Below are 20,267 nucleotides of genomic sequence, written 5' to 3' on the forward strand. Positions count from 1 at the left end.
TAAAAAAACATGTTTGAAAAAAATTCAAACATGCTTTTTTATTAAAGGAAATCTGTTTAATATGAATGACCTAATCCGTTCCAATAAAAAGAAACGATTTCTTGTGCTAATTTATCTATATTTGCAAGAATAGGATTGTGATTTTCATCTTTAAAATTCCCAATAGATAATAAAGATACGAAAGCATGAGCCGCAAATTTAGCGTTTCCTTTCGGAATTTCTCCGATGTGCATAGCATTATCGAGTGCTTTTTCTAGTACTTCATACATATTATCTTCAGCATTTTTTAATTGTTTCAATTGTTCTTCAGATAACGACAGTTTTGCATCTTTCATAAAATTTTTCATATCAATATCCATCGTTGCGTGTAAGTAAACTTTAGCGAAGTCTAATAATCTTTCTTCTAAAGTTTTGTTTGTAGAGAGTATTTGAGACATATTCTCACGTATACGTACCATCATTTCGATCATAGTAGCGGTAAATAAATCGGCTTTTGTTGAATAGTAATAGTAGACAGTTGCTTTCGTAACACCACAAACTTTTGCTACTTCCTCCATAGAAACGACTTGATAATTTTGAGTAAGAAATAACCGAGTTGCAACTTCTAAAATGGTTTCTTTTGTAGATTTTGTATTTTTATTTTGACGAGGCCTTCCAAGAGTGCGTTGTTTTTGTTCCAAATCCATTCGCTCCTGACATGTATTGTTTAGATAATTATAACATAATTTTTATTCATTCTTGATTAATTAACCGACCAGTATATATAATTAATAGTGGAGGAAAAAAGGAAGGTGGGTTTTTTATGAAAAAGCACCCGTTACATATGTTAGGGAGGCTTGTAGCAGGTAAAAATACGCAATGGATCACTTTATCGGTATGGATTCTTATTACATTATTACTTTCATTTACGTTACCACAAGTAAATAGTACGAAAGAACCGAACCCGAAAAATTTACCCGAAACAGCTATGTCGCAGCAAGCGGAAGCACTTATGAAAAAAGAGTTTCCGAATAATGCAGGGAATCCTTTATTAGTAGTATGGTATAGAGATGGTGGATTACAGTCGCAGGATTATAAACTCATACAAGACGTTTATAAAGAGTTAAAAGCTAGTCCTTTAAAGGAACAATCAACGTTACCACCATTTGATACAATCCCGGAACAAGTATTATCAAAAAGTGCGTCAAAAGATGGTACATCATTTGTTACACCGGTATTTTTTAATAAATCTGCTGGTACGGATATATTAAAAGGAAATCTTGAAGAGTTTAGAAAAATAGTGAATAGTAAGGTGGATGAAGATCCATTTAAACAAAAAATAAGTGAATCTGGTTTACATGTTCGATTATCAGGACCTGTAGGTATTCAAACAGATGCAGTTAGTTTATTTAGTCAAGCAGATGTGAAATTGTTAGTGGCTACTGTACTACTAGTGTTAGTTTTGTTAATTTTACTGTATCGTTCACCAATTTTAGCGATTTTACCTATACTTGTTGTTGGCTTTGCATACGGTATTATTAGTCCTACACTCGGTTTTTTAGCTGATCACGGATGGATTAAAGTAGATGCCCAAGCGATATCAATTATGACAGTATTATTGTTTGGCGCTGGAACGGACTATTGTCTATTTTTAATTTCGAGATATAGAGAGTACTTGTTAGAAGAAGAAAGTAAATATAAAGCGCTGCAACTTGCGATTAAAGCATCTGGCGGTGCAATAATAATGAGTGCGTTAACTGTTGTACTTGGATTAGGAACATTACTACTTGCTCATTATGGTGCCTTTCATCGATTTGCAGTACCATTTAGTGTTGCTGTATTTATAATGGGAATCGCGGCTTTAACAATTTTACCAGCACTATTATTAATTTTCGGTAGAATTGCATTTTTCCCGTTTATACCGAGAACAACTTCAATGAATGAGGAGTTTGCAAGAAAGAAAAAGAGGGCTGTAAAAGTTAAAAAATCAAAAGGCTCCTTTAGTAAAAAACTTGGAGATATTGTAGTACGAAGACCATGGACAATAATTATGCTAACTGTATTTGTATTAGGCGGATTGGCTTCATTCGTACCACGTATTCAATACACATATGACTTATTAGAGTCGTTTCCAAAGGATATGCCTTCTCGTGAAGGGTTTACGTTAATTAGTGATCATTTCTCAGCTGGTGAACTAGCACCAATAAAAGTTGTTGTTGATACGAAAGGCAAAGAGCTTCCTATTAAACAAGAACTAGAGAAATTTTCTTTCGTAAATACAGTGAAAGAGCCAAAAGAGGGAAAAGAAAATAAGCAAATACAAATGTATGAAGTTTCTTTAGCGGAAAATCCATACGCAATTGAAGCATTAGATCAAATTCCTAAATTGAAAAACCGTGTGGAAAAAGTATTAAAAGATGCTGGGATTAGTAATGCTGAAGAGCAATTGTGGATTGGTGGAGAAACAGCTTCATTATATGATACAAAGCAAATTACTGAACGTGATGAATCAGTAATTATTCCAGTAATGATTAGCATTATCGCGTTACTATTACTTGTCTATTTACGATCGGTTGTTGCAATGGTTTATTTAATTGTAACTGTTGTCTTATCATTCTTCTCAGCGTTAGGAGCAGGATGGATATTACTTCATTACGGTATGGGAGCGCCGGCCATTCAAGGTGCGATACCATTGTACGCATTCGTATTTTTAGTTGCTTTAGGTGAAGATTATAATATCTTTATGGTTTCAGAAATATGGAAAAACAGAAAGACACAAAATCACTTGGATGCAGTAAAAAATGGTGTAATACAAACAGGTAGTGTTATTACATCGGCAGGTTTAATTTTAGCAGGAACTTTTGCAGTGTTAGGTACACTTCCAATTCAAGTATTAGTTCAATTTGGTATTGTAACTGCAATTGGAGTATTATTAGATACGTTTATCGTAAGACCGTTACTTGTACCCGCGATTACAGTAGTTTTAGGCCGATTTGCTTTTTGGCCAGGTAAACTTTCAAGAAAGAGTGAAGAAATACAAAAGGTGGATGCATAGTTAAAAAAGCCAAGGATATTTTCCTTGGCTTTTTTCAATGTAGTTAATTAATTTTTTGAAGTCAAATCATCAGCTGCAGCGTGATCAGCATCTTCAATTGTTGTTTCGGGCATCCCGTATAAGCCGTTCATTGCTTGTTCTTCGATAGTAAGATTTGCAGTATTATTATTTTGAATAGATGTAGTGTTTTCAGTAACATTTTCTTTTTTATTCATATTTTTGTTATTCATGTATGTATCCTCCAAATTTCATTTGATTTATCTATAGTATGTGAATGGATTTCCAGAAATATGTGAATTGATTCTTACATATGTTATATAATTAAATGAATAATTAGGGTGAGTTGTAAACTGTTAGGAGTGAACAAGTATGGTAAGAGCAAGGGAATTAGCCTTCTAAAATAAAAAGAAAATTTTAGGAGGCTATTAGAATGAAGTTTCATGTAATTGATAGAGAAGATTGGAATAGAGAGCGGTATTTTGAGCATTATTTTAAGTTGAAATGTACATTTAGTATGACTGTGAATGTTGATATCACGATGTTATTAGAGGAAGTATATCAAAAGGGAATAAAATTTTATCCCGTTTTTATATATTTAATTTCTAGAGTAGTAAATAATCATAAAAAATTTCGAACATGTTTTAACGATGAAGGAGTTTTAGGCTATTGGGAGGAAATGATACCGAGTTATACAATCTTTCATAAAGATGATAAGTCTTTTTCAAGTATATGGACGGATTATTCAGGTGATTTCCGCACTTTCTATAAAAATTATGAAGACGATATGAGATGCTATGCTAGTGTTCATGGTTTTTTCATGAAAGAAAATATTCCGCCTAATGTATTTCCGATTTCTAGCATACCTTGGACTAGTTTTACTGGATTTAATCTTAATATTAATAATGATGAAAATTTTCTATTGCCAATTATAACTTGTGGGAAATATTTTAACGAAGGAAACAAGGTTATGCTACCAGTTTCATTGCAAGTACATCATTCGGTTTGTGATGGATATGATGCGAGTAAATTTATAGAAGATTTACAGCAGTTAAGTAATACTTGCAACGATTGGCTTAAGTAATATCTAATTTTTAATTATATAAAGTGAAACTTTAATCAGTGGGGTGTCAGCCCCCGCTGATTATTAGCCCGACCCCCACCTAACTTCTTTGCTTTCGCTGAATTTTGAGGTGGGGGTCTTACTGCCCGGCAAATAGCGGGATAAAATTGAAAATGAATAAAAGAAGAGAACATGTTTATATTACATGGTCTCTTTTTATTATTCATTAATACTAAGTAATCGTGGAAAATATAGGGTGATTTGTAGTTTAATAGTAAAGAGGGTGATTAGTGTTAATTTTCTTTGTTTTTAAAAATTTAATGATATAAATGTTTTAATAGGGGGTAATAAAGTGAAATTCATAAGCATTGAAAAAGATGAGATCCTAATTGAGAATATGGCAAAATTGTATTGTAAAGTATTTGAGAAAACAAATTTCAATGAAATGATCGAGCGAATGAACAGGCATATAGAATATACAGGTTTTAAAGGGATAGTAGCAATAAATGATGAAAATGAAGTAGTTGGTTTTACCTATGGTTATCGCTCAATCGAGGGACAGTACTATAACCAATTAATGAGAGAAGCGTTACATCTAGAACAAGTAGACGAATGGTTACAAGATTGTTTTGAATTTGTAGAGTTAGCAGTCCATCCACAATATCAAAATGAAGGTCTTGGAACGAAATTACATAATGAATTACTAGAAGGGATTCCAAATAGAACGAGTGTTTTAACAACACAAATAAACAATGAAAAAGCACGTTCGTTATATGAAAGATTAGATTGAGTAAATGTATTAGAACCATTTCATCCAAGTAAAAATGATGTTCCATATGTAATAATGGGAAAAGCATTAAAAACAAAAGTGAATTGATAATTATGCCATTCACAAAAATGGTTGGTTTGTAATAATGAAGGGGAAAACGAAAATGACGAAAATATCTATAGAAAAAGTTACAATTTTAGATGCTGAGAAATTAACAGAAATAATGAAAAGAACATTTGATGCAGAAGCAAAACAATGGCTATATGGCCAAGATGATGTCATTGATTATAACATTCAACCGCCAGGATATTCTTCAGTTGAAATGATGGAATATTCCATTGAAGAATTGGATTCTTTCAAAGTTGTAATGGATAAAGAAATAATCGGAGGGATAATAGTTACGATTTCTGGTAAGTCGTACGGTCGAATTGATCGTATTTTTGTAGATCCTGTTTATCAAGGAAAAGGAATTGGATCACATGTTATGAAATTAATAGAAAAGGAATATCCGAACATAAAGATTTGGGATCTCGAAACATCTAGTAGACAAATTAACAATCATCACTTTTATAAAAAGATGGGTTACCAAATGATTTTTGAATCGGAAGATGAGTATTGTTACGTGAAAAGAATAAAAACAAGCTCAAACAAAGCGAGTGTAGTTACAAATAAAGATATGAAAAATAGTCAATACGAAAACTGTAATTTAGCAAATACAGAGTATTATCAAGTGAATTTAAAAAACAGTTCATTTGTTGGTAGCAATATAATGAATATGAATATGAGTAATTGTAATGTAAGTCAATCCAAGTTTAGAAATATAAATTTTAGATGGTCATCATATGCAGATTTAAATCTTTCTGGTAGTAAATTTAATTTGGTGACTTTAGGTGGAGTGCAATTTAAAAATACAAGTCTCGGAGATGAGAAGAAACCTATTTTATTCGATAAATGTGATTTGGAAGGTAGCACCATAAGTAATAGTAATCTGAAAAATATTGAAATAGAAAATTGTGATATAGTCGGCATGAAACTAAATGGTATTCCAATTGAAAATTTGCTTAATTTATATAATAAAGTGAAAAGTTAACCATATATATATAGTCTTTAATCTTTTTGGAAATTAAGTATTATATCGAAATAATTATGTAAAAATGACATAAAGAAATACGGACGAGAAGGTCATTCATGAACGTTTCTAGAATACACACAAATATATTGTTATTTATATGGAGGAGAGAAAGATGGAGATCAACGTTAGAGCAGTAGAAATACAAGATGCTAGAGCAATTCATCGTATATGTATACAGGATGACGTTTTACCGTATATGGTTTTCTTACCTAGCATGCGTGTAGAAGCTATGGAAAATAGAATTCGAAATTTAGCACCAAATCAATTTGAATTTGTTGCAGAATATGATGGAGAAATTGTTGGGTTTGTAGGTTTAACACAAAGTCCGGGACGAAGATCTCATTCAGGCGATTTATTCATTGGGGTTGATAGTGAATATCATAATAAAGGAATTGGGAAAGCACTTCTTACGAAGATGCTTGATTTGGCTGATAATTGGTTAATGTTAGAGAGAGTAGAACTAGGTGTGTTAGAAACGAATCCAAAAGCAAAAGCTTTATATGAAAAATTTGGATTTGTAGAAGAGGGAGTAAAGATAGGGAATTTGAAAGCTCACGGAAAGTTTATTAATGAAATTATGATGAGTCGTTTTAGACCGGATGGTTTAATTGTACATAATTAGTAGTTAAAAGCATGACAGTATACTGTCATGCTTTTTTATTAGAATTTGGCTGTATTAAAAATAATACTAAACCAATAAAAATAACGGTAATTCCTAGTCCTTGTTGTAAAGAAATGGTCTCATGTAATATAAAGTACGCTAGTATACAAGTGCCAATTGTTTCACCTAAAATACTCATTGAAATTACAGTAGCACTTATCCATTTTAATAACCAATTAAAAATGGTTTGTCCTAAAATTGTAGCAATGAAAGCTAATCCAATAAAGCACAACCAAGTTTGTGTAGAGTAATGGATGAAAGATTCTTGTTGCGTGAAAGCAAATATGCCAAGAAAGCCAGCACTACTTCCATAACTAATTACCGAATATGGTATAAGTGACAAATCTTTACGAACGTGTTGGCTAATGAAAAAATAAGCAGTAATGATACCGGCAGCGATAAGTGCTAAAATATCTCCATATAAAGCTTCTCCACTAATTTGGAAATCTTGCCAGCCAATGATGATACTACCTGAAATAGCGATGAGGCAACCAATAACCGCTCCTTTCGTAAATCTCTCCTTAAATAAAAAATAACCACCAATCATTGAGAACAAAGGTTGTAACGTTACGATAACTGTAGAGCTTGCTACAGAAGTATATTGTAATGATTCAAACCATAGTACATAATGTGCAGCTAAAAATAGCCCAGATACGAATCCAAGTGCCCATTGTTTTTTCGTTAAAGTTTTTAGCTCATTTCGACTATTTTTATTAAATAGTAATAACGGTAACAGAATTAGTGTGGCAAAGAATAATCTGTAAAAAGCAATGATTGTCGCAGGAGCATCTGCCAATTTTACAAAAATAGCTGAAGTTGATAAGGCGAATACACCAAAAAATAAGATGCAATATGAAAGAATAGGTGATTTCAAAGTTTGTCCCTCCGATAGAATGTTTATTATAATAAACTTAATACGATATAATGTACAAAGGTAAGTATATAAGTCCCGAAGATAATAGGAAAGGATTATTTGCCTTTGTTTAGTATGTCAGCACAAAGACAATGAAATATGCATTATGATGGATGAAAGGAAGTTTTACTATGATACATGATAGGCTTGGACAAACAGTATTAAGTTATCGTAAGAAAAATAATATGACAATTCGTGAATTCGCTGATTATGCAGGAATTAGTACATCACTAATTAGCCAAATTGAAAGAGGACATGCTAATCCTTCTTTAAATGTTTTGGAGTTAATTGCAAAAGCATTAAATGTACCGCTGTTTACACTTTTTATTAACGATATCGATACAGATTCGCTCATTTCTAAGAAAAAAGATCGAAAAAAAGTATATCGGGAAAACAATGATCACATTGTATATGATGTATTAACACCTGATTTTATGAAAGCACGTATTGAAATGTTAATGATGGATTTAAATAAACAAGCAAACACAACAGAAAGCCATTATTCCCATGAAGATAAGGAAGAGATTGCTGTTATTATGAAAGGGGAAGTGTATGTGGAATTGGAGGGAAAAGAATATTTTTTAGAAGAAGGCGATGTTGTACGTATTCCACCGAATGTGAAGCATCGATTTTTGAATAAAAGTGATGAATCGAATCACATTTTATTTGTACTGACACCATCTTTAGGATGAAAATATAGTGATTTTTAATAGGGGAGAAAGAAAATGGAAAAAAGTATTTTGAAAGGCGGTCTTTCAATTATTTCTCAATGTAAAAAAGAAACAAATGATATTTGGCATGCACATTTTGGAGCAGCTGCAATTGCTAGTTATTTTTTTATGAAAGATAATAATATTGATGAAGAAACAGCTCGTAATATGTATTCGCAAACAAGGATGATGCTGAACAAGAAAAAAATTGGTGAGATGATTGATGATAAAAAAGAAATAGATTTTAAAATTGCGGAAAATATGATTATAAAATCTTTAGAACAAACGATTGATGAGCTTCATTGGGTGGGGCATAACGTCATTTATGCGTCATTAAGTTTATTAGCTATGAAAGAGCTACAAAAATGGGGTGATAATCAAGCAATTGAAGGGATTACTACTCTTATTTTATCATTTCGAAAAACAATTCCAGGTAGATCGTGGATTGGTTATACGACGAAAGAAGTAAAACAATTAAGTTTTGAAGAGGAGATACAAAGTGAATTGAGTAATCCAACACAAGTATCTCAGTTCATTTTAAATGAGTTATCGAAATTTAATAGTATTTATCGAGCGGAATCACATCATGATTTAATTGGGCATTTGCTTACATACTCCCACGCAATTAATATAATGTACGATTTAGGACATATAGATATATTTCAACGAGGGATACGTCCGCTGTTAAAACTAGTATACGTACTAAGAGCTAGCCAAAAGCTCAAGCTGAATACGGAAATAACTTTACACTCACCTATAGATCGATTACCTTTAATTCAATCTAAACGTGCAAATATTTTACCAACTGAAAATATATTTTGGATAAAAGACTATAGTGAATTCGATTGGGATTTTGGTCATGTATTTAAATTCTCATATAGTTATTTTAATCATATACAGAGAGCTCCAAATTATAAAGATATCACATTAGAAAAATTCCGTTATGTTATTCATTCTTAATGAACGTTAATGATCTGTAAAAGGATGTTTAATCTAGTTTCTTTTTTTGTTAGTAGTATATTATTTTTTCAAATATGTAAGATTTTACATGCGTATTTTACTTTTACTAATTATGTAAGTAGGCTATACTGAAATACATACATTTTATTTTTGGAGAGATGTAAAACGACATGGAACTAGCGAAATTGGAAAAAGTAATTGAAATAAAAAAAGAAGAACTTTTATATTTAGTATCGGATTATGGAATTCAACATGAAAAAGTATTGGCATCGAGTCAAGAACTAGACAAATTAATCAATTACTTTATGTTTTTAAAATAAAGAGAACTATGACGGGGTTTGTAAATGTTATAGTTCTTTTTTATTAGGTAATTAGACAATATATTAAAATATATTGTCTAATTTCTTACAGAATGCGCAACTTGCTAGTCGAATATAAGGACTTTTGGTTATAATAAAAAGGAATTATTAATTGTATCGGTTAGGAGCACAGCACATATGAAAACAGTTGTTGTTATCGGTGGAGGTATAACGGGACTTTCTACTATGTTTTATTTAGAAAAATTAAAAAAGGATTATAATATCGATTTAAATTTAATTCTTATTGAGAAAGAAGAGTATTTAGGTGGTAAAATCCATAGTGTGGAAGAAAAGGATTTCATTATGGAGTCAGGGGCGGATTCAATCGTTGCTCGTAATGAACACGTTATGCCACTTGTAAAAGATTTAAATTTAGAAGATGAAATGGTATATAATGAAACGGGTATTTCTTACATATATTCTGAAAACATGTTACATCCGATTCCTTCTGATACTATATTTGGGATACCGATGAGCGCCCAGTCGTTGTTTAGCAGTACGCTAGTCTCAACGAAGGGGAAAATCGTAGCTTTAAAAGATTTCATAACGAAAAATAAAGAGTTTACGAAAGATACATCACTTGCTTTATTTTTAGAAAGCTTTTTAGGGAAAGAGTTAGTGGAAAGACAAATTGCTCCTGTGCTTTCAGGCGTATATTCTGGTAAATTGAATGAGCTTACAATGGCATCTACATTACCGTATTTACTGGATTATAAAAATAAGTATGGAAGTATTATTAAAGGTTTTGAAGAGAATAAAAAACAATTTCAATCAGCAGGAAATAAAAAATTCGTATCATTTAAAGGTGGACTATCTACGATAATTAATCGCTTAGAAGAAGTGCTGACTGAAACTGTCGTAAAAAAAGGTGCTATAACGACGGCTGTAAGTAAACAAGAAGATCGATATGAGATTTCTTTTGCGAATCATGAAACAATACAAGCTGATTATGTTGTTTTAGCAGCTCCACATGATATTGCACAAACTTTATTACAGTCTAATGAGTTAAATGAGCAGTTTAATACATTTAAAAACTCATCTCTTATAAGTATTTATTTAGGATTTGACATACTAGATGAACAACTACCAGCTGATGGTACGGGGTTTATTGTAACGGAAAACAGTGATTTACATTGTGATGCTTGTACATGGACAAGTCGAAAGTGGAAACATACATCGGGTAAACAAAAATTATTAGTTAGAATGTTTTATAAGAGTACCAATCCGGTATATGAAACAATCAAGAATTACAGTGAAGAAGAATTAGTACGAGTCGCTTTATATGATATTGAAAAGAGTCTCGGAATTAAAGGTGAACCAGAAGTAGTTGAAGTTACAAATTGGAAAGATTTAATGCCGAAATATCATTTAGAACATAATCAAGCGGTTCAAGCATTACAAGAAAAAATGACGAATCTTTATCCAAATGTATATTTAGCTGGTGCCTCATATTATGGTGTTGGAATTGGTGCGTGTATTGGAAATGGAAAGAATATAGCCAATGAAATAATGGATACATTAAATAAATAATACTGTAGAATAAATAAAAACTGTCCCTTCAGCAAAATGGAGGAACAGTTTTTATTTATTTTATTTGAATGGAAATTGTATTGTTTTTTACATTGTTTTCTTTTATTGTTAATATTATTTCTCCAGACTCTTTAAATGAATACGGTGATAGTTGATAAATATCTTTTATATCAAGTTTTTCTTGTAATTTATTTACCGGTATTGATACGATATTTGGCTTCCATGTTTCTTGTTTTCCTGAAGGATATTCTATAAGTATTACCGGATTTTTTAACTTTATTGTTTTCCAAGAGACGAGATATAGTTGTACTTCTGTATCTTTTTTTAATAATTCTTCGGAGAAATAACCGAATTCGCCTACATTACCGAAAACAGTATAGTTTTGATTTTTTAATTTAATATCTAAATAACTAGGTTGATATGTTACTGCATGATAAGTTCCATATGAAAGTGAGAGTATGGCAGCGATTAAAATACCGATTGAAAATGTCTTAAAGCTATTGCCTTTAAAGCTAGTCATCATGAATGAGTTTGGTGTGAATTTTTTTGCGAATAAAAAAATAAGTAATATGAGTAAGAGGGATAAGCCGATGAATATATACATAGATTTTTACACCTCCATAGCGTAAAATAGATTAACTATATTTTACCATAAATGTATGGGTTAGGGTGGTTGTTTAGAAGGAAAAAATGAAGGAACAAATTCTTTACAGTTCTTGATAATTTAAAATTTGATTTATGGAAATTATAGCGTCATGTTTGAGTCGCAATCAGAAGGTATCCAATTCGTGTATATAGAATAAAGAGGGAATGCGCCATTAGAAATGTTTGACTTATGGAACAATAAGGACTTTACTAATTATACATATTTTTTCTGATATAATGAATGAGTAGAGAGAAAGGAGTGATCCTATGGCATTTCCTATATTAGAAACAGAACGCTTACGTTTAGTTGAAATAGAACAATCTTATTGTCAAAAAATATATGAAATCTTTTCATTGGATGAAGTGACGTGTTATTACGGTATGAATTCTTTTACGGAGTTTGGACAAGCTTCACGTATGATCGAATCTTTTTCAAAAAATTACTTTGAGAAAAAGGCAATACGATGGGGAATTGTGTTAAAAGAAACGAACGTTTTAATAGGAACAATTGGACTAAACAATTTACAATTATGGAGTAAACGATCTGAGATTGGATATGATCTGCATCCTCGTTATTGGGGAAATGGTTACGCTTCGGAAGCAGCTCGAGAAATTATTGATTATGGATTTAAAGATTTAGGTTTGTTTAGAATTGGAGCTATTACATATCCTGAAAATGATACTTCTTGTAGAATGTTATCTAAAATTGGCTTCCAAAAGGAAGGTCTATTGCGTGGATATATTCATCAAGGAAATAAGCAACACGATGCATTATTGTATTCTATAGTACGAACTGATATTGAGAACATAAATTTATAATAAAAAAAACCTCTTAATTAAAAGAGGTTTTTTTTATTATAAATTAACCTAATTTAGGTAATAAACGTTCTCCGCTTTTCATGCTACTTTTACATAAAGGGCATTTAGGCTCTTCTTCAAATGAAAAGTTCTTTCTCATCCATCCTAAACAATCCTCTGATTCACATTCCCAAACAGGGGTTTGTTCTGGTGGTACTTCTGCTACATCGTTCTTTCGATTGCGATACATGTAACCACTCCTTTTATGTAAAAAATTTTAGTTATATATTAAAAAGGTTGTTAACCTTGCTGGTAACAACCTTTTTATTGTTTGAATTATAGCTTTACAACGTTTTTAGCTTGAGGTCCGCGGTTACCTTCTTCAACTTCGAAGCTAACTTCTTGACCTTCGTCAAGAGACTTGAAACCGTCGCCAGTGATAGCTGAGAAGTGAACGAATACGTCGTTACCGTCTGCAACTTCGATGAAACCGAAACCTTTTTCGCTGTTAAACCATTTTACTTTACCTGTTAATGTCATGGTAATGCCTCCTAAAAGTAGAAAAATTACAATATGATCGGCCTTATTTGAATGAAAATAAAAGTTCACATATTATCAAAAACCCATAAGGAGTACAAAATGTCCCTGATTGATACTTGATAATATGCAAAGAAAATATAGTGTTAAATTGACCTTAATTACTATCTTACAACAAATGGTTGGAAATAGCAAGTGCTGGTAATACCACTGAGTAATCTGGGTGATAATAGTAAAGGCACAAAGGCACCTCTTTTATTTATATATTATTCCTAATTTGAATTTATTCCAAACAAAAATCATTTATATGAAAAAATAAGTTTAAATAAAAGGCTAAATATTATTTTAATATTGCTGATGAGTACCATAATTAGGAGGATAGAATATTGCAAAATAAACAATTTAAAATAATTGAAGCAGCAAAAGAAGGAAGAAGAAAAGTTCATCCTGTTTTTGCTGTCATACTCGCGATTATATTTTTAACTTTAGGTGAATTATTTATGTTGTTTATGCTGATTTTACCGAAAGCAGAAACAACTTTTATGAAGGCGATTTATAGCGACATTGAGATGATATTAATGTTTGGCGGCGCAATATTTTTTGTGTTTTTATGGATTAGATTTGTAGAGAAAAGATCATTTTCATCCATTGGTTTTTGGAGAAATCAATGGATAAGAAAATATTTGAGAGGTACATTAATAGGATTTGTTTTCATTTCAATACCAGTCATGCTACTTTTATTAACTGGAAATGTACAACTACAAATGCAACACATTACACCAACCGCTATACTTGGAATTGTGGGATCTTTAGTTGCTTTTTTAATACAAGGTGCAACAGAAGAAATTGTTGTTCGGGGTTGGTTATTTCCAGTTCTTTCTGTTAGAAGCCGTATATGGATCGGTATTGTTGTAACTTCATTTTTATTTGGTTTTCTTCATTTACTAAATCCAGGTATTACAATTCTTTCAATATCGAATATAATATTAGTTGGTGTGTTTGCAGCTTTTTACGTTTTGAAAGATAGTAGTCTTTGGGGGATATGCGCATGGCATTCCATTTGGAATTGGGCACAATATAACGTATTTGGTTTTGCAGTTAGTGGAATGACAATGTATTCTACACCACTTTTTAAACCTGTAACAACTGGATCGGAATTCCTTCATGGAGGCACGTTCGGAATTGAAGGTAGTATCATTACAACAATCATGCTCACTATCGCTTCAATTGTTTTATGGAGAAAGTTATGGGGAAGAAAAGCGAAACAACGAAATTTTAGTTAATGAAAGAGGGGGAAACTATGGGGATAATAGCATTTGAGGGAGCAAGCGCTGTTGGTAAAAGTACCACGTGCCGTGAATTAGAAAAGAATTATGGTGCTTATATAATACCTGAAGTGAATTTTTTATTTGAAAGGCCAAAAAATGAACATAGAACATGGTATTTTGAAAAACAAGTTGAGCGCTGGAATATAGCTGTTCAGAAGTCAGAGCAATATGAATTAGTAATACTCGATGGGGATATATATCAACCACTTAGTTATAATTGGTGCTTTCATTTTGATATATTTAATCAGCCATTATCTTTAATAGAAAATTTTTATAAAGAAAAGATGATAAATAGGGAAATTGGTTTTCCGGATCAATATTTTTATTTATATACGAACGATGAAGAACTTAGAAAGCGGAAAGTATCTGATGAGACGAAAAGAAGAAGAAACTTTAAAAAACATTTACATATATCAAAATCGTTTCAGCGTTATTATGAAAATTTAAATACTGTTACAGATGGGTATTGTAAATTAATTGAGGCGAAAAGTGTAAGAAATAATGAATTAGAAATAGTGAGAAACTCAAAAAATTTGAATGTGTGTGAAGAAAGACGTTTTGATGTTTCGAGGTTAGATGCTATTACGAAGTGGTTAGAAGAAAATCGTGCATAAAGTAAAAACAACGAGTGTTGTAGAACGCGCTCGTTGTTTTTTTTGTTTCTTTATAAATATAAAGGAAAAATTTGTAGAATATTTTCATTATTTAACAGAATAATCTTTCAATTTTAAAGAAAAAGAAATACAATATGAGGAAGTATATATAAATAATATGATAGGGGATGCGATATTTTGAATGAAGTAACAGTTTTTATATAAGAAATAATTAGGTAGTCAGAACAGAGATATTTGGGAGGAAACAAGCGAGATGAAAACATTTTTGAAAATAATAGGTGTTATAGCTGGTATGGCGGTAATCGGAGTAGGTTTAACATATGGTATGCTACATTATTTAAATAATAGTAAACCAGCTGCGAAAAAGGCATCACCAGCTGCTCCAGCAGTAGAAGTATTAGCTGATAGTAACGTAAAAGCAGAAGATGCAAAGCTTTTAGAAAATGGCAATTATTCATTGCCAAATAGTGGTTTTAATAAAAATTTTAAATGGACAGATGAGAACATACAGACAGCATTACATGAAATGGCACATCAAAAAGCGAAAGCTGATCAAAAGTGGGGCTATATTTTTATTACACAAGAGCGGATTGAAAGCTTAATTGATATTGTAAAGAGTAATGATCTTGTGCAGGGAAGTACATATGTAGAAATTTTAGAACGATGGAAACAAGGAAAATATGAAAAGGTTGATGGGGATCACAATAAGATTTGGAAATTACAAAGTGGGAATTTAGGAGAAGGAAAAGGAGTAATGTCGGAAGCTGAGCAAAAAGAATTAATTAATCAAGTGTTTATGAACAAAGGTACATATTCAGGTAGTAAATTAATTGCAGGTGGCGGACAGACTAATAAATAATATACTAATTAATGTAAGAGAGTAATTGCTTATTAGGCAATTACTCTTTTTAAATGTACTTCTTAATATCTTAATCTCGTTCAAGTAAGGAAAGAAACGACTGTAACACCGGGGAAATCCATCTGGATTTATGATAGATTACATGACTTTGAATAACGGATGGAGTTTCGATAGGCTGAAAACATAGTTGTTCTTTTTGACAACTTTCCTGTACAACGATATAAGGAAGAATTGAAATGCCTAACTCACACATGACGGATTGTTTAATGACTTCAACATTGGAAGTTTCAAATGTTTTAGCTGGAATATTTCCGCTTTGACGTAAAAAACGATCTACCATTGTCCTATAGCCGCAGCTTTGTTCTGTAAAAATGAACTGGGTTTCCTGTAATAACTGGAATGGATTTGTATGTGCAGCGGAATAAGCTGGTAAAATCCATCCAAATGTTTCATTACTAAAAGTACGCGTAATAAAATCATTATGTTCTATACTTTCTCCAATTATGAAGACAACGTCTGTTTCTCCTTCACGTAATTTTTGTAATGCTTGTTCATTTGTGTTCGTTTCAAGTACGATATTTACTTTCGGATTTTTCTGTTTGTAAGTACGTAATAATTGTGGTAATCGGTATACCGCTAATGATTCATTAGATGTAATACTTAATGTACCTTCTAAATAATCTGTATTTTGGGGGATTTCTTGCGCTTTTTCATATATTGAAAGTAATTCTAATGCATAAGGATGAAATTGATGACCGGCTTTTGTAAGTAGCACTTTTTTCCCTAACCGATCGAAAAGAGGAATATGTAAATCGTTCTCTAAAGCTTTCATATGTGCTGTAACAGTAGATTGCGCATAACCTAGCGCGTGCGCAGCTTTAGAAAAATTACCATACTTCACAATGGCGCAAAATGTTTTAACATGTCTCATTTCCATAAGCGATCCCTCTTTTATTATCATGATTTGTGAATGATTATATCATGTATTTTAATTTTCCAAATGATTAAATTCTGTATAAAATGAAATTGTAGAAATATTCATTCAGGTGATATTGGAGGAGAAAAGATGATCAAAAAGGGCTATCATGTAGCTGTTGTTGGGGCTACAGGTGCGGTAGGGCAAAAAATTATTGAACTGTTAGAGAATGAAATGAAGTTTAATATAGTTGAAGTTACATTGCTTTCGTCAAAACGATCCGCTGGTAAGAAAGTAAGATTCAAAGGACGAGAGATAATTATACAAGAGGCAAAAACAACTAGTTTTGAAGGTGTAGATATTGCCTTTTTTAGCGCTGGGGGAGAAGTATCTAGACAATTTGTAACTCATGCAGTTTCTAGTGGTGCGATTGTAATTGATAACACAAGTGAGTACCGAATGGTGCAAGATGTACCGCTCGTTGTTCCGGAAGTGAATGCGCACACTTTAAAACAGCATAAAGGTATCATTGCAGTTCCAAATTGTTCAGCATTACAGATGGTAACAGCACTTCAGCCGATTCGAAAATCATTTGGTTTAGAAAGAATTATCGTTTCAACATATCAAGCTGTATCGGGTTCTGGCATTCATGCGATTCATGAATTACGAGAGCAGGCTAAGTCTATACTTGCAGGTGAAGAAGTGAAGAGTGATATATTACCGGTGAAAAAAGATAAAAAACATTATCCAATAGCATTTAATGTACTGCCTCAAGTAGATATATTTACAGACAATGATTTTACTTTTGAAGAAGTCAAAATGATTCAAGAAACGAAGAAAATATTAGAAGATGAAAACTTGAAAATGGCAGCTACTTGTGTACGTGTTCCAGTTGTATCGGGGCATTCAGAATCGGTTTATATAGAACTGGAAAAAGAAGCAAGCGTTGCGGAAATCAAGGGAATACTAATGGATGCACCAGGTGTTATTTTGCAGGATAACCCTAGTGAACAGCTGTATCCAATGCCATTATATGCAGAAGGGAAAATAGATACATTTGTCGGAAGAATACGTAAAGATCCTGATACGCCAAACGGATTCCACCTCTGGATTGTTTCCGATAACCTATTAAAAGGTGCGGCTTGGAATTCAGTTCAAATTGCAGAGACTTTAGTGGAAAAGGGGATACTTTAATATAGTTTAAAAAACTGGGGAATCGTTAATGACTCCCCAGTTTGTATTTCATAATTGTTTTCTTTATTTCGGCCGACTTTAATTAAAATTAGTCGTTATTGAATTTTTATAAATGTCTACTTTATGTGCAGTGAAGCGTAAGGTTTTGGATTCTGCATGAATTGTAAGATTAATAATAATCGATAACGGCATTTCGACCGTTTTCACAATATCTTCTATAGCAATATACTCATTTTTTGCTTCCTTATAATAAACAACAGAACGAATTACGGCCTCGTCACCTTCAATATCAATTTCACACATCATAGGGAATTTTTCACCATTATGTAAGAATAATTCGCCTAGTACGATTGAACCGTTTAATTCTTCTGTAAAATTAGTAGTTGCCGCTGGTTTTACCCATGTTTCGTCATGTTCTTCGTGTTCCTCTTCATCTATTCCCCATTCCCAAATGGGGTTTTGTTTTAGGTCCTCAATAGTTAATTTATCAATTGGTTTGCAACTACTCATACATAAATTCTCCTTTTATTTTGATAAATAAGTTTTTTGATTTCATGAATTAGATGATTGCTTATAAGTGGGTTTAACAAAGTATTTTGCTCATTTGATATCCAAACTACTTTATTTTGAAATAAAGCTATTACAGCAATATTAACAAAACTTTAATTGTCTAGTAAATAATTATTAGTGGAGATATTAAAATGGGATGGTGTTAAAGAAAGATAGTAAAAAACATCAAGGATGAATGAAATCCATTTGGTACGATATGGATATATCCAATGTGAGGGGGAGTTTGATGTATCAAGTAAAGGGGTATTTTTCATCATTAAAAGGAAGTTATTATGAGATTGGAAAGCAACAAGGGGAATTCGTGAAACAAAATCCGTATCTCATCCCGCAATTTATACACGAAGAAAATGTAATATCTAATAACCATTGGACAGAATCGAGAAATATACTAAACAAACATTGTCCAGGCATAAATGAAGAAATTGAGGGGTTTTGTGAAGTGTTAAAAATTCCTTCAAAAAATATGATGTATTACTATCAAACACTATTGAAAGCAGGTTGTAGTCATTGTGCAGTATTACCTAAAAAGACCGATTTAGAGCACACATATGTATTAAGGAATTATGATTTGTCACCAGTAATAGATGATATGCGTTTTTGTTCAACTCATGTTGAAGGTGCGTATGCACATAGTGGCTTTTCTACTCAATATTTTGGCCGAACGGAAGGGATAAACGAGCATGGATTAGCTGTTACATTTTCAGCATGTGGTCAACCAGTAGGAAATATTGCAGGTTTAAGAAAGCAAATGGTGAGTGGTTTACAATGTTTTGCGGTAATTCGATTGTTGTTGGAGAAATGTAAAAATGTGCAGGAAGCTAAGTTACTAATAGAAGAAATCCCAATTGCTAGTAATATTAATTTAATAATAGCTGATCCTTTAAATGCAGCATATATTGAAATATTTGACGGTCATAAATCCACAATAACGATTGATGATGAAAAACAAGCTTTTATTGTATCAACAAACCATGCAGTTAGTTCATCAATTCAGAAATTAAATAATAGGAAATTAGAACAATCAACAAAGAGATATTACCTTTTACATGAGCATTTAAATAGATGTGAACAAGTAAGCATAGAGTCTTTAAAAAAGTTAGTAGAAGAAGAATATCCTGCTGGACTTACTGTGCATAACTATGAAGAATGGTTTGGAACTTTACATTCTGTATTATTCGATTTACATGATCGTACAATGAAGATTTGTTTCGGATCACCACTTTTAAACGACTGGTATTCATTGAAAGTTGGAGGAAGTATGCCGTTTTCTGAGGTGAACGTGAACTTTAAAAATAAAACTTATACTGACTTTTGGAAGGAAGATAAGAATGAATTGATACCTAAAAGATAAATGGGATAAGATGGTGATGTAAAGAGTGCATTTATACTGGAGGGATTATCAATACTAAAGGTTATGTTACCATTTGTTCTTATCTTTTTTCTTGTCATTGCGATGTATATTGCTTATCAAAAGAGAAAAAAGTCTGGGATAAAAGGATTGAAAAGTGCGGTAACTTCTATTTGCTTCTTTTCACTTGCAATCTTAAATATGTTTGCATATTGGTTTCATTTTGGCGGTGCTTTTACTTGGTTATTTTCAATTGTATTATTGCTAGTTGGTGCATATTTTACTAAATATATTCCAATATCTAAAAAGGTACATTAAAGTTTATAAGAG

Annotated in this window: 23 protein-coding genes and 1 pseudogene; 16 read left to right on the forward strand and 8 right to left on the reverse strand. The window is 31.9% G+C overall.

Going from position 1 to position 20,267, the window contains the following annotated elements; translation table 11 throughout:
- Positions 1 to 56: 56 nt before the first annotated feature.
- Positions 57 to 680, reverse strand: a complete 624-nt coding sequence (locus MHH55_RS05980; RefSeq protein ID WP_000436047.1) for a TetR/AcrR family transcriptional regulator — start codon at positions 678 to 680, stop codon at positions 57 to 59.
- Between the two features lie 122 nt (positions 681 to 802).
- Between MHH55_RS05980 and MHH55_RS05985 the strand changes: the two genes are divergently transcribed.
- A complete protein-coding gene (locus tag MHH55_RS05985; protein ID WP_069358047.1) occupies positions 803 to 3,034 on the forward strand; it encodes an MMPL family transporter in 2,232 nt (743 codons plus the stop codon).
- Positions 3,035 to 3,081: 47 nt separating this feature from the next.
- Here the strand turns inward: MHH55_RS05985 and MHH55_RS05990 are convergent, their stop codons facing one another.
- Entirely contained in the window at positions 3,082 to 3,264 is a 183-nt protein-coding gene (locus MHH55_RS05990; protein ID WP_001060657.1) for a DUF4021 domain-containing protein, read from the reverse strand.
- A 200-nt stretch (positions 3,265 to 3,464) separates the two neighbouring features.
- Between MHH55_RS05990 and catA the strand changes: the two genes are divergently transcribed.
- The 4 genes and pseudogenes from catA to MHH55_RS06010 all read left to right on the forward strand — a co-directional run bounded on the left by catA (position 3,465) and on the right by MHH55_RS06010 (position 6,617).
- Positions 3,465 to 4,115: a type A chloramphenicol O-acetyltransferase gene (gene catA / locus MHH55_RS05995; protein WP_069358048.1), complete on the forward strand. Its 651-nt coding sequence runs from the start codon at positions 3,465 to 3,467 to the stop codon at positions 4,113 to 4,115.
- A gap of 331 nt (positions 4,116 to 4,446) precedes the next feature.
- Positions 4,447 to 4,971 (forward strand): annotated as a pseudogene (locus tag MHH55_RS06000) (GNAT family N-acetyltransferase).
- A 37-nt stretch (positions 4,972 to 5,008) separates the two neighbouring features.
- On the forward strand, positions 5,009 to 5,953 hold the full coding sequence (locus MHH55_RS06005; protein ID WP_002197749.1) for a GNAT family N-acetyltransferase: 945 nt from the start codon (positions 5,009 to 5,011) through the stop codon (positions 5,951 to 5,953).
- Between the two features lie 154 nt (positions 5,954 to 6,107).
- Positions 6,108 to 6,617 carry a GNAT family N-acetyltransferase gene (locus MHH55_RS06010; RefSeq protein WP_000405225.1) on the forward strand — a complete coding sequence of 170 codons (510 nt, stop codon included), beginning with the start codon at positions 6,108 to 6,110 and terminating at the stop codon, positions 6,615 to 6,617.
- Between the two features lie 25 nt (positions 6,618 to 6,642).
- On the opposite strand, the gene MHH55_RS06015 is transcribed toward MHH55_RS06010, so the two are convergent.
- Entirely contained in the window at positions 6,643 to 7,530 is an 888-nt protein-coding gene (locus MHH55_RS06015) for a DMT family transporter (protein ID WP_000841797.1), read from the reverse strand.
- Positions 7,531 to 7,700: 170 nt separating this feature from the next.
- On the opposite strand from MHH55_RS06015, the gene MHH55_RS06020 reads away from it, so the two are divergent.
- From MHH55_RS06020 to MHH55_RS06035, 4 genes are all read left to right on the forward strand, one after another.
- A complete protein-coding gene (locus tag MHH55_RS06020) occupies positions 7,701 to 8,261 on the forward strand; it encodes a helix-turn-helix domain-containing protein (protein WP_000581029.1) in 561 nt (186 codons plus the stop codon).
- Between the two features lie 33 nt (positions 8,262 to 8,294).
- Complete coding sequence (locus tag MHH55_RS06025; RefSeq protein ID WP_000415694.1) at positions 8,295 to 9,239, forward strand: hypothetical protein; 945 nt, start codon at positions 8,295 to 8,297, stop codon at positions 9,237 to 9,239.
- A gap of 170 nt (positions 9,240 to 9,409) precedes the next feature.
- On the forward strand, positions 9,410 to 9,559 hold the full coding sequence (locus MHH55_RS06030) for an aspartyl-phosphate phosphatase Spo0E family protein (protein WP_340880475.1): 150 nt from the start codon (positions 9,410 to 9,412) through the stop codon (positions 9,557 to 9,559).
- A 177-nt stretch (positions 9,560 to 9,736) separates the two neighbouring features.
- Positions 9,737 to 11,128, forward strand: a complete 1,392-nt coding sequence (locus MHH55_RS06035; RefSeq protein WP_000860347.1) for a protoporphyrinogen oxidase — start codon at positions 9,737 to 9,739, stop codon at positions 11,126 to 11,128.
- Between the two features lie 55 nt (positions 11,129 to 11,183).
- Here MHH55_RS06035 and MHH55_RS06040 read toward each other — a convergent pair whose 3' ends face one another.
- Positions 11,184 to 11,732 (reverse strand): hypothetical protein, encoded by a 549-nt coding sequence (locus MHH55_RS06040; RefSeq protein ID WP_000275241.1) that lies wholly within the window; start codon positions 11,730 to 11,732, stop codon positions 11,184 to 11,186.
- 308 nt (positions 11,733 to 12,040) lie between these two features.
- Here MHH55_RS06040 and MHH55_RS06045 point away from each other — a divergent pair, with 308 nt between their 5' ends.
- The gene (locus MHH55_RS06045; protein WP_000885397.1) at positions 12,041 to 12,592 is read left to right on the forward strand and encodes a GNAT family N-acetyltransferase; all 552 of its coding nucleotides are present in this window, start codon (positions 12,041 to 12,043) and stop codon (positions 12,590 to 12,592) included.
- Positions 12,593 to 12,635: 43 nt separating this feature from the next.
- Here MHH55_RS06045 and MHH55_RS06050 read toward each other — a convergent pair whose 3' ends face one another.
- Both MHH55_RS06050 and cspD read right to left on the reverse strand, forming a co-directional pair.
- Positions 12,636 to 12,821, reverse strand: a complete 186-nt coding sequence (locus MHH55_RS06050; RefSeq protein ID WP_000286203.1) for a cold-shock protein — start codon at positions 12,819 to 12,821, stop codon at positions 12,636 to 12,638.
- Positions 12,822 to 12,907: 86 nt separating this feature from the next.
- Positions 12,908 to 13,111: a cold-shock protein CspD gene (gene cspD / locus MHH55_RS06055; protein WP_000176366.1), complete on the reverse strand. Its 204-nt coding sequence runs from the start codon at positions 13,109 to 13,111 to the stop codon at positions 12,908 to 12,910.
- A 383-nt stretch (positions 13,112 to 13,494) separates the two neighbouring features.
- On the opposite strand from cspD, the gene MHH55_RS06060 reads away from it, so the two are divergent.
- The 3 genes from MHH55_RS06060 (at position 13,495) to MHH55_RS06070 (ending at position 15,909) form a co-directional block, all read left to right on the forward strand.
- Positions 13,495 to 14,391, forward strand: coding sequence for a CPBP family intramembrane glutamic endopeptidase (locus MHH55_RS06060; RefSeq protein ID WP_048519261.1), 897 nt, complete (start codon positions 13,495 to 13,497; stop codon positions 14,389 to 14,391).
- Positions 14,391 to 15,050, forward strand: coding sequence for an AAA family ATPase (locus tag MHH55_RS06065; protein ID WP_139362481.1), 660 nt, complete (start codon positions 14,391 to 14,393; stop codon positions 15,048 to 15,050). The genes MHH55_RS06060 and MHH55_RS06065 overlap by 1 nt, the downstream gene beginning before the upstream one ends.
- Before the next feature lie 253 nt (positions 15,051 to 15,303).
- Complete coding sequence (locus MHH55_RS06070; protein WP_000846982.1) at positions 15,304 to 15,909, forward strand: PRK06770 family protein; 606 nt, start codon at positions 15,304 to 15,306, stop codon at positions 15,907 to 15,909.
- A 70-nt stretch (positions 15,910 to 15,979) separates the two neighbouring features.
- On the opposite strand, the gene MHH55_RS06075 is transcribed toward MHH55_RS06070, so the two are convergent.
- Positions 15,980 to 16,846 carry a LysR family transcriptional regulator gene (locus MHH55_RS06075; protein WP_000425898.1) on the reverse strand — a complete coding sequence of 289 codons (867 nt, stop codon included), beginning with the start codon at positions 16,844 to 16,846 and terminating at the stop codon, positions 15,980 to 15,982.
- 129 nt (positions 16,847 to 16,975) lie between these two features.
- Here MHH55_RS06075 and MHH55_RS06080 point away from each other — a divergent pair, with 129 nt between their 5' ends.
- Complete coding sequence (locus tag MHH55_RS06080) at positions 16,976 to 18,019, forward strand: aspartate-semialdehyde dehydrogenase (RefSeq protein WP_000591715.1); 1,044 nt, start codon at positions 16,976 to 16,978, stop codon at positions 18,017 to 18,019.
- A gap of 78 nt (positions 18,020 to 18,097) precedes the next feature.
- Here the strand turns inward: MHH55_RS06080 and MHH55_RS06085 are convergent, their stop codons facing one another.
- Positions 18,098 to 18,529 carry a hypothetical protein gene (locus tag MHH55_RS06085; protein WP_078187109.1) on the reverse strand — a complete coding sequence of 144 codons (432 nt, stop codon included), beginning with the start codon at positions 18,527 to 18,529 and terminating at the stop codon, positions 18,098 to 18,100.
- 286 nt (positions 18,530 to 18,815) lie between these two features.
- Between MHH55_RS06085 and MHH55_RS06090 the strand changes: the two genes are divergently transcribed.
- On the forward strand, positions 18,816 to 19,940 hold the full coding sequence (locus tag MHH55_RS06090) for a C45 family autoproteolytic acyltransferase/hydolase (protein WP_078187108.1): 1,125 nt from the start codon (positions 18,816 to 18,818) through the stop codon (positions 19,938 to 19,940).
- Positions 19,941 to 20,003: 63 nt separating this feature from the next.
- A complete protein-coding gene (locus MHH55_RS06095; protein ID WP_000936604.1) occupies positions 20,004 to 20,255 on the forward strand; it encodes a hypothetical protein in 252 nt (83 codons plus the stop codon).
- Positions 20,256 to 20,267: the final 12 nt, after the last annotated feature.

Origin of the sequence: Bacillus sp. FSL K6-2944, assembly GCF_038005385.1 — a bacterium.
Taxonomy (GTDB): domain Bacteria; phylum Bacillota; class Bacilli; order Bacillales; family Bacillaceae_G; genus Bacillus_A; species Bacillus_A cereus.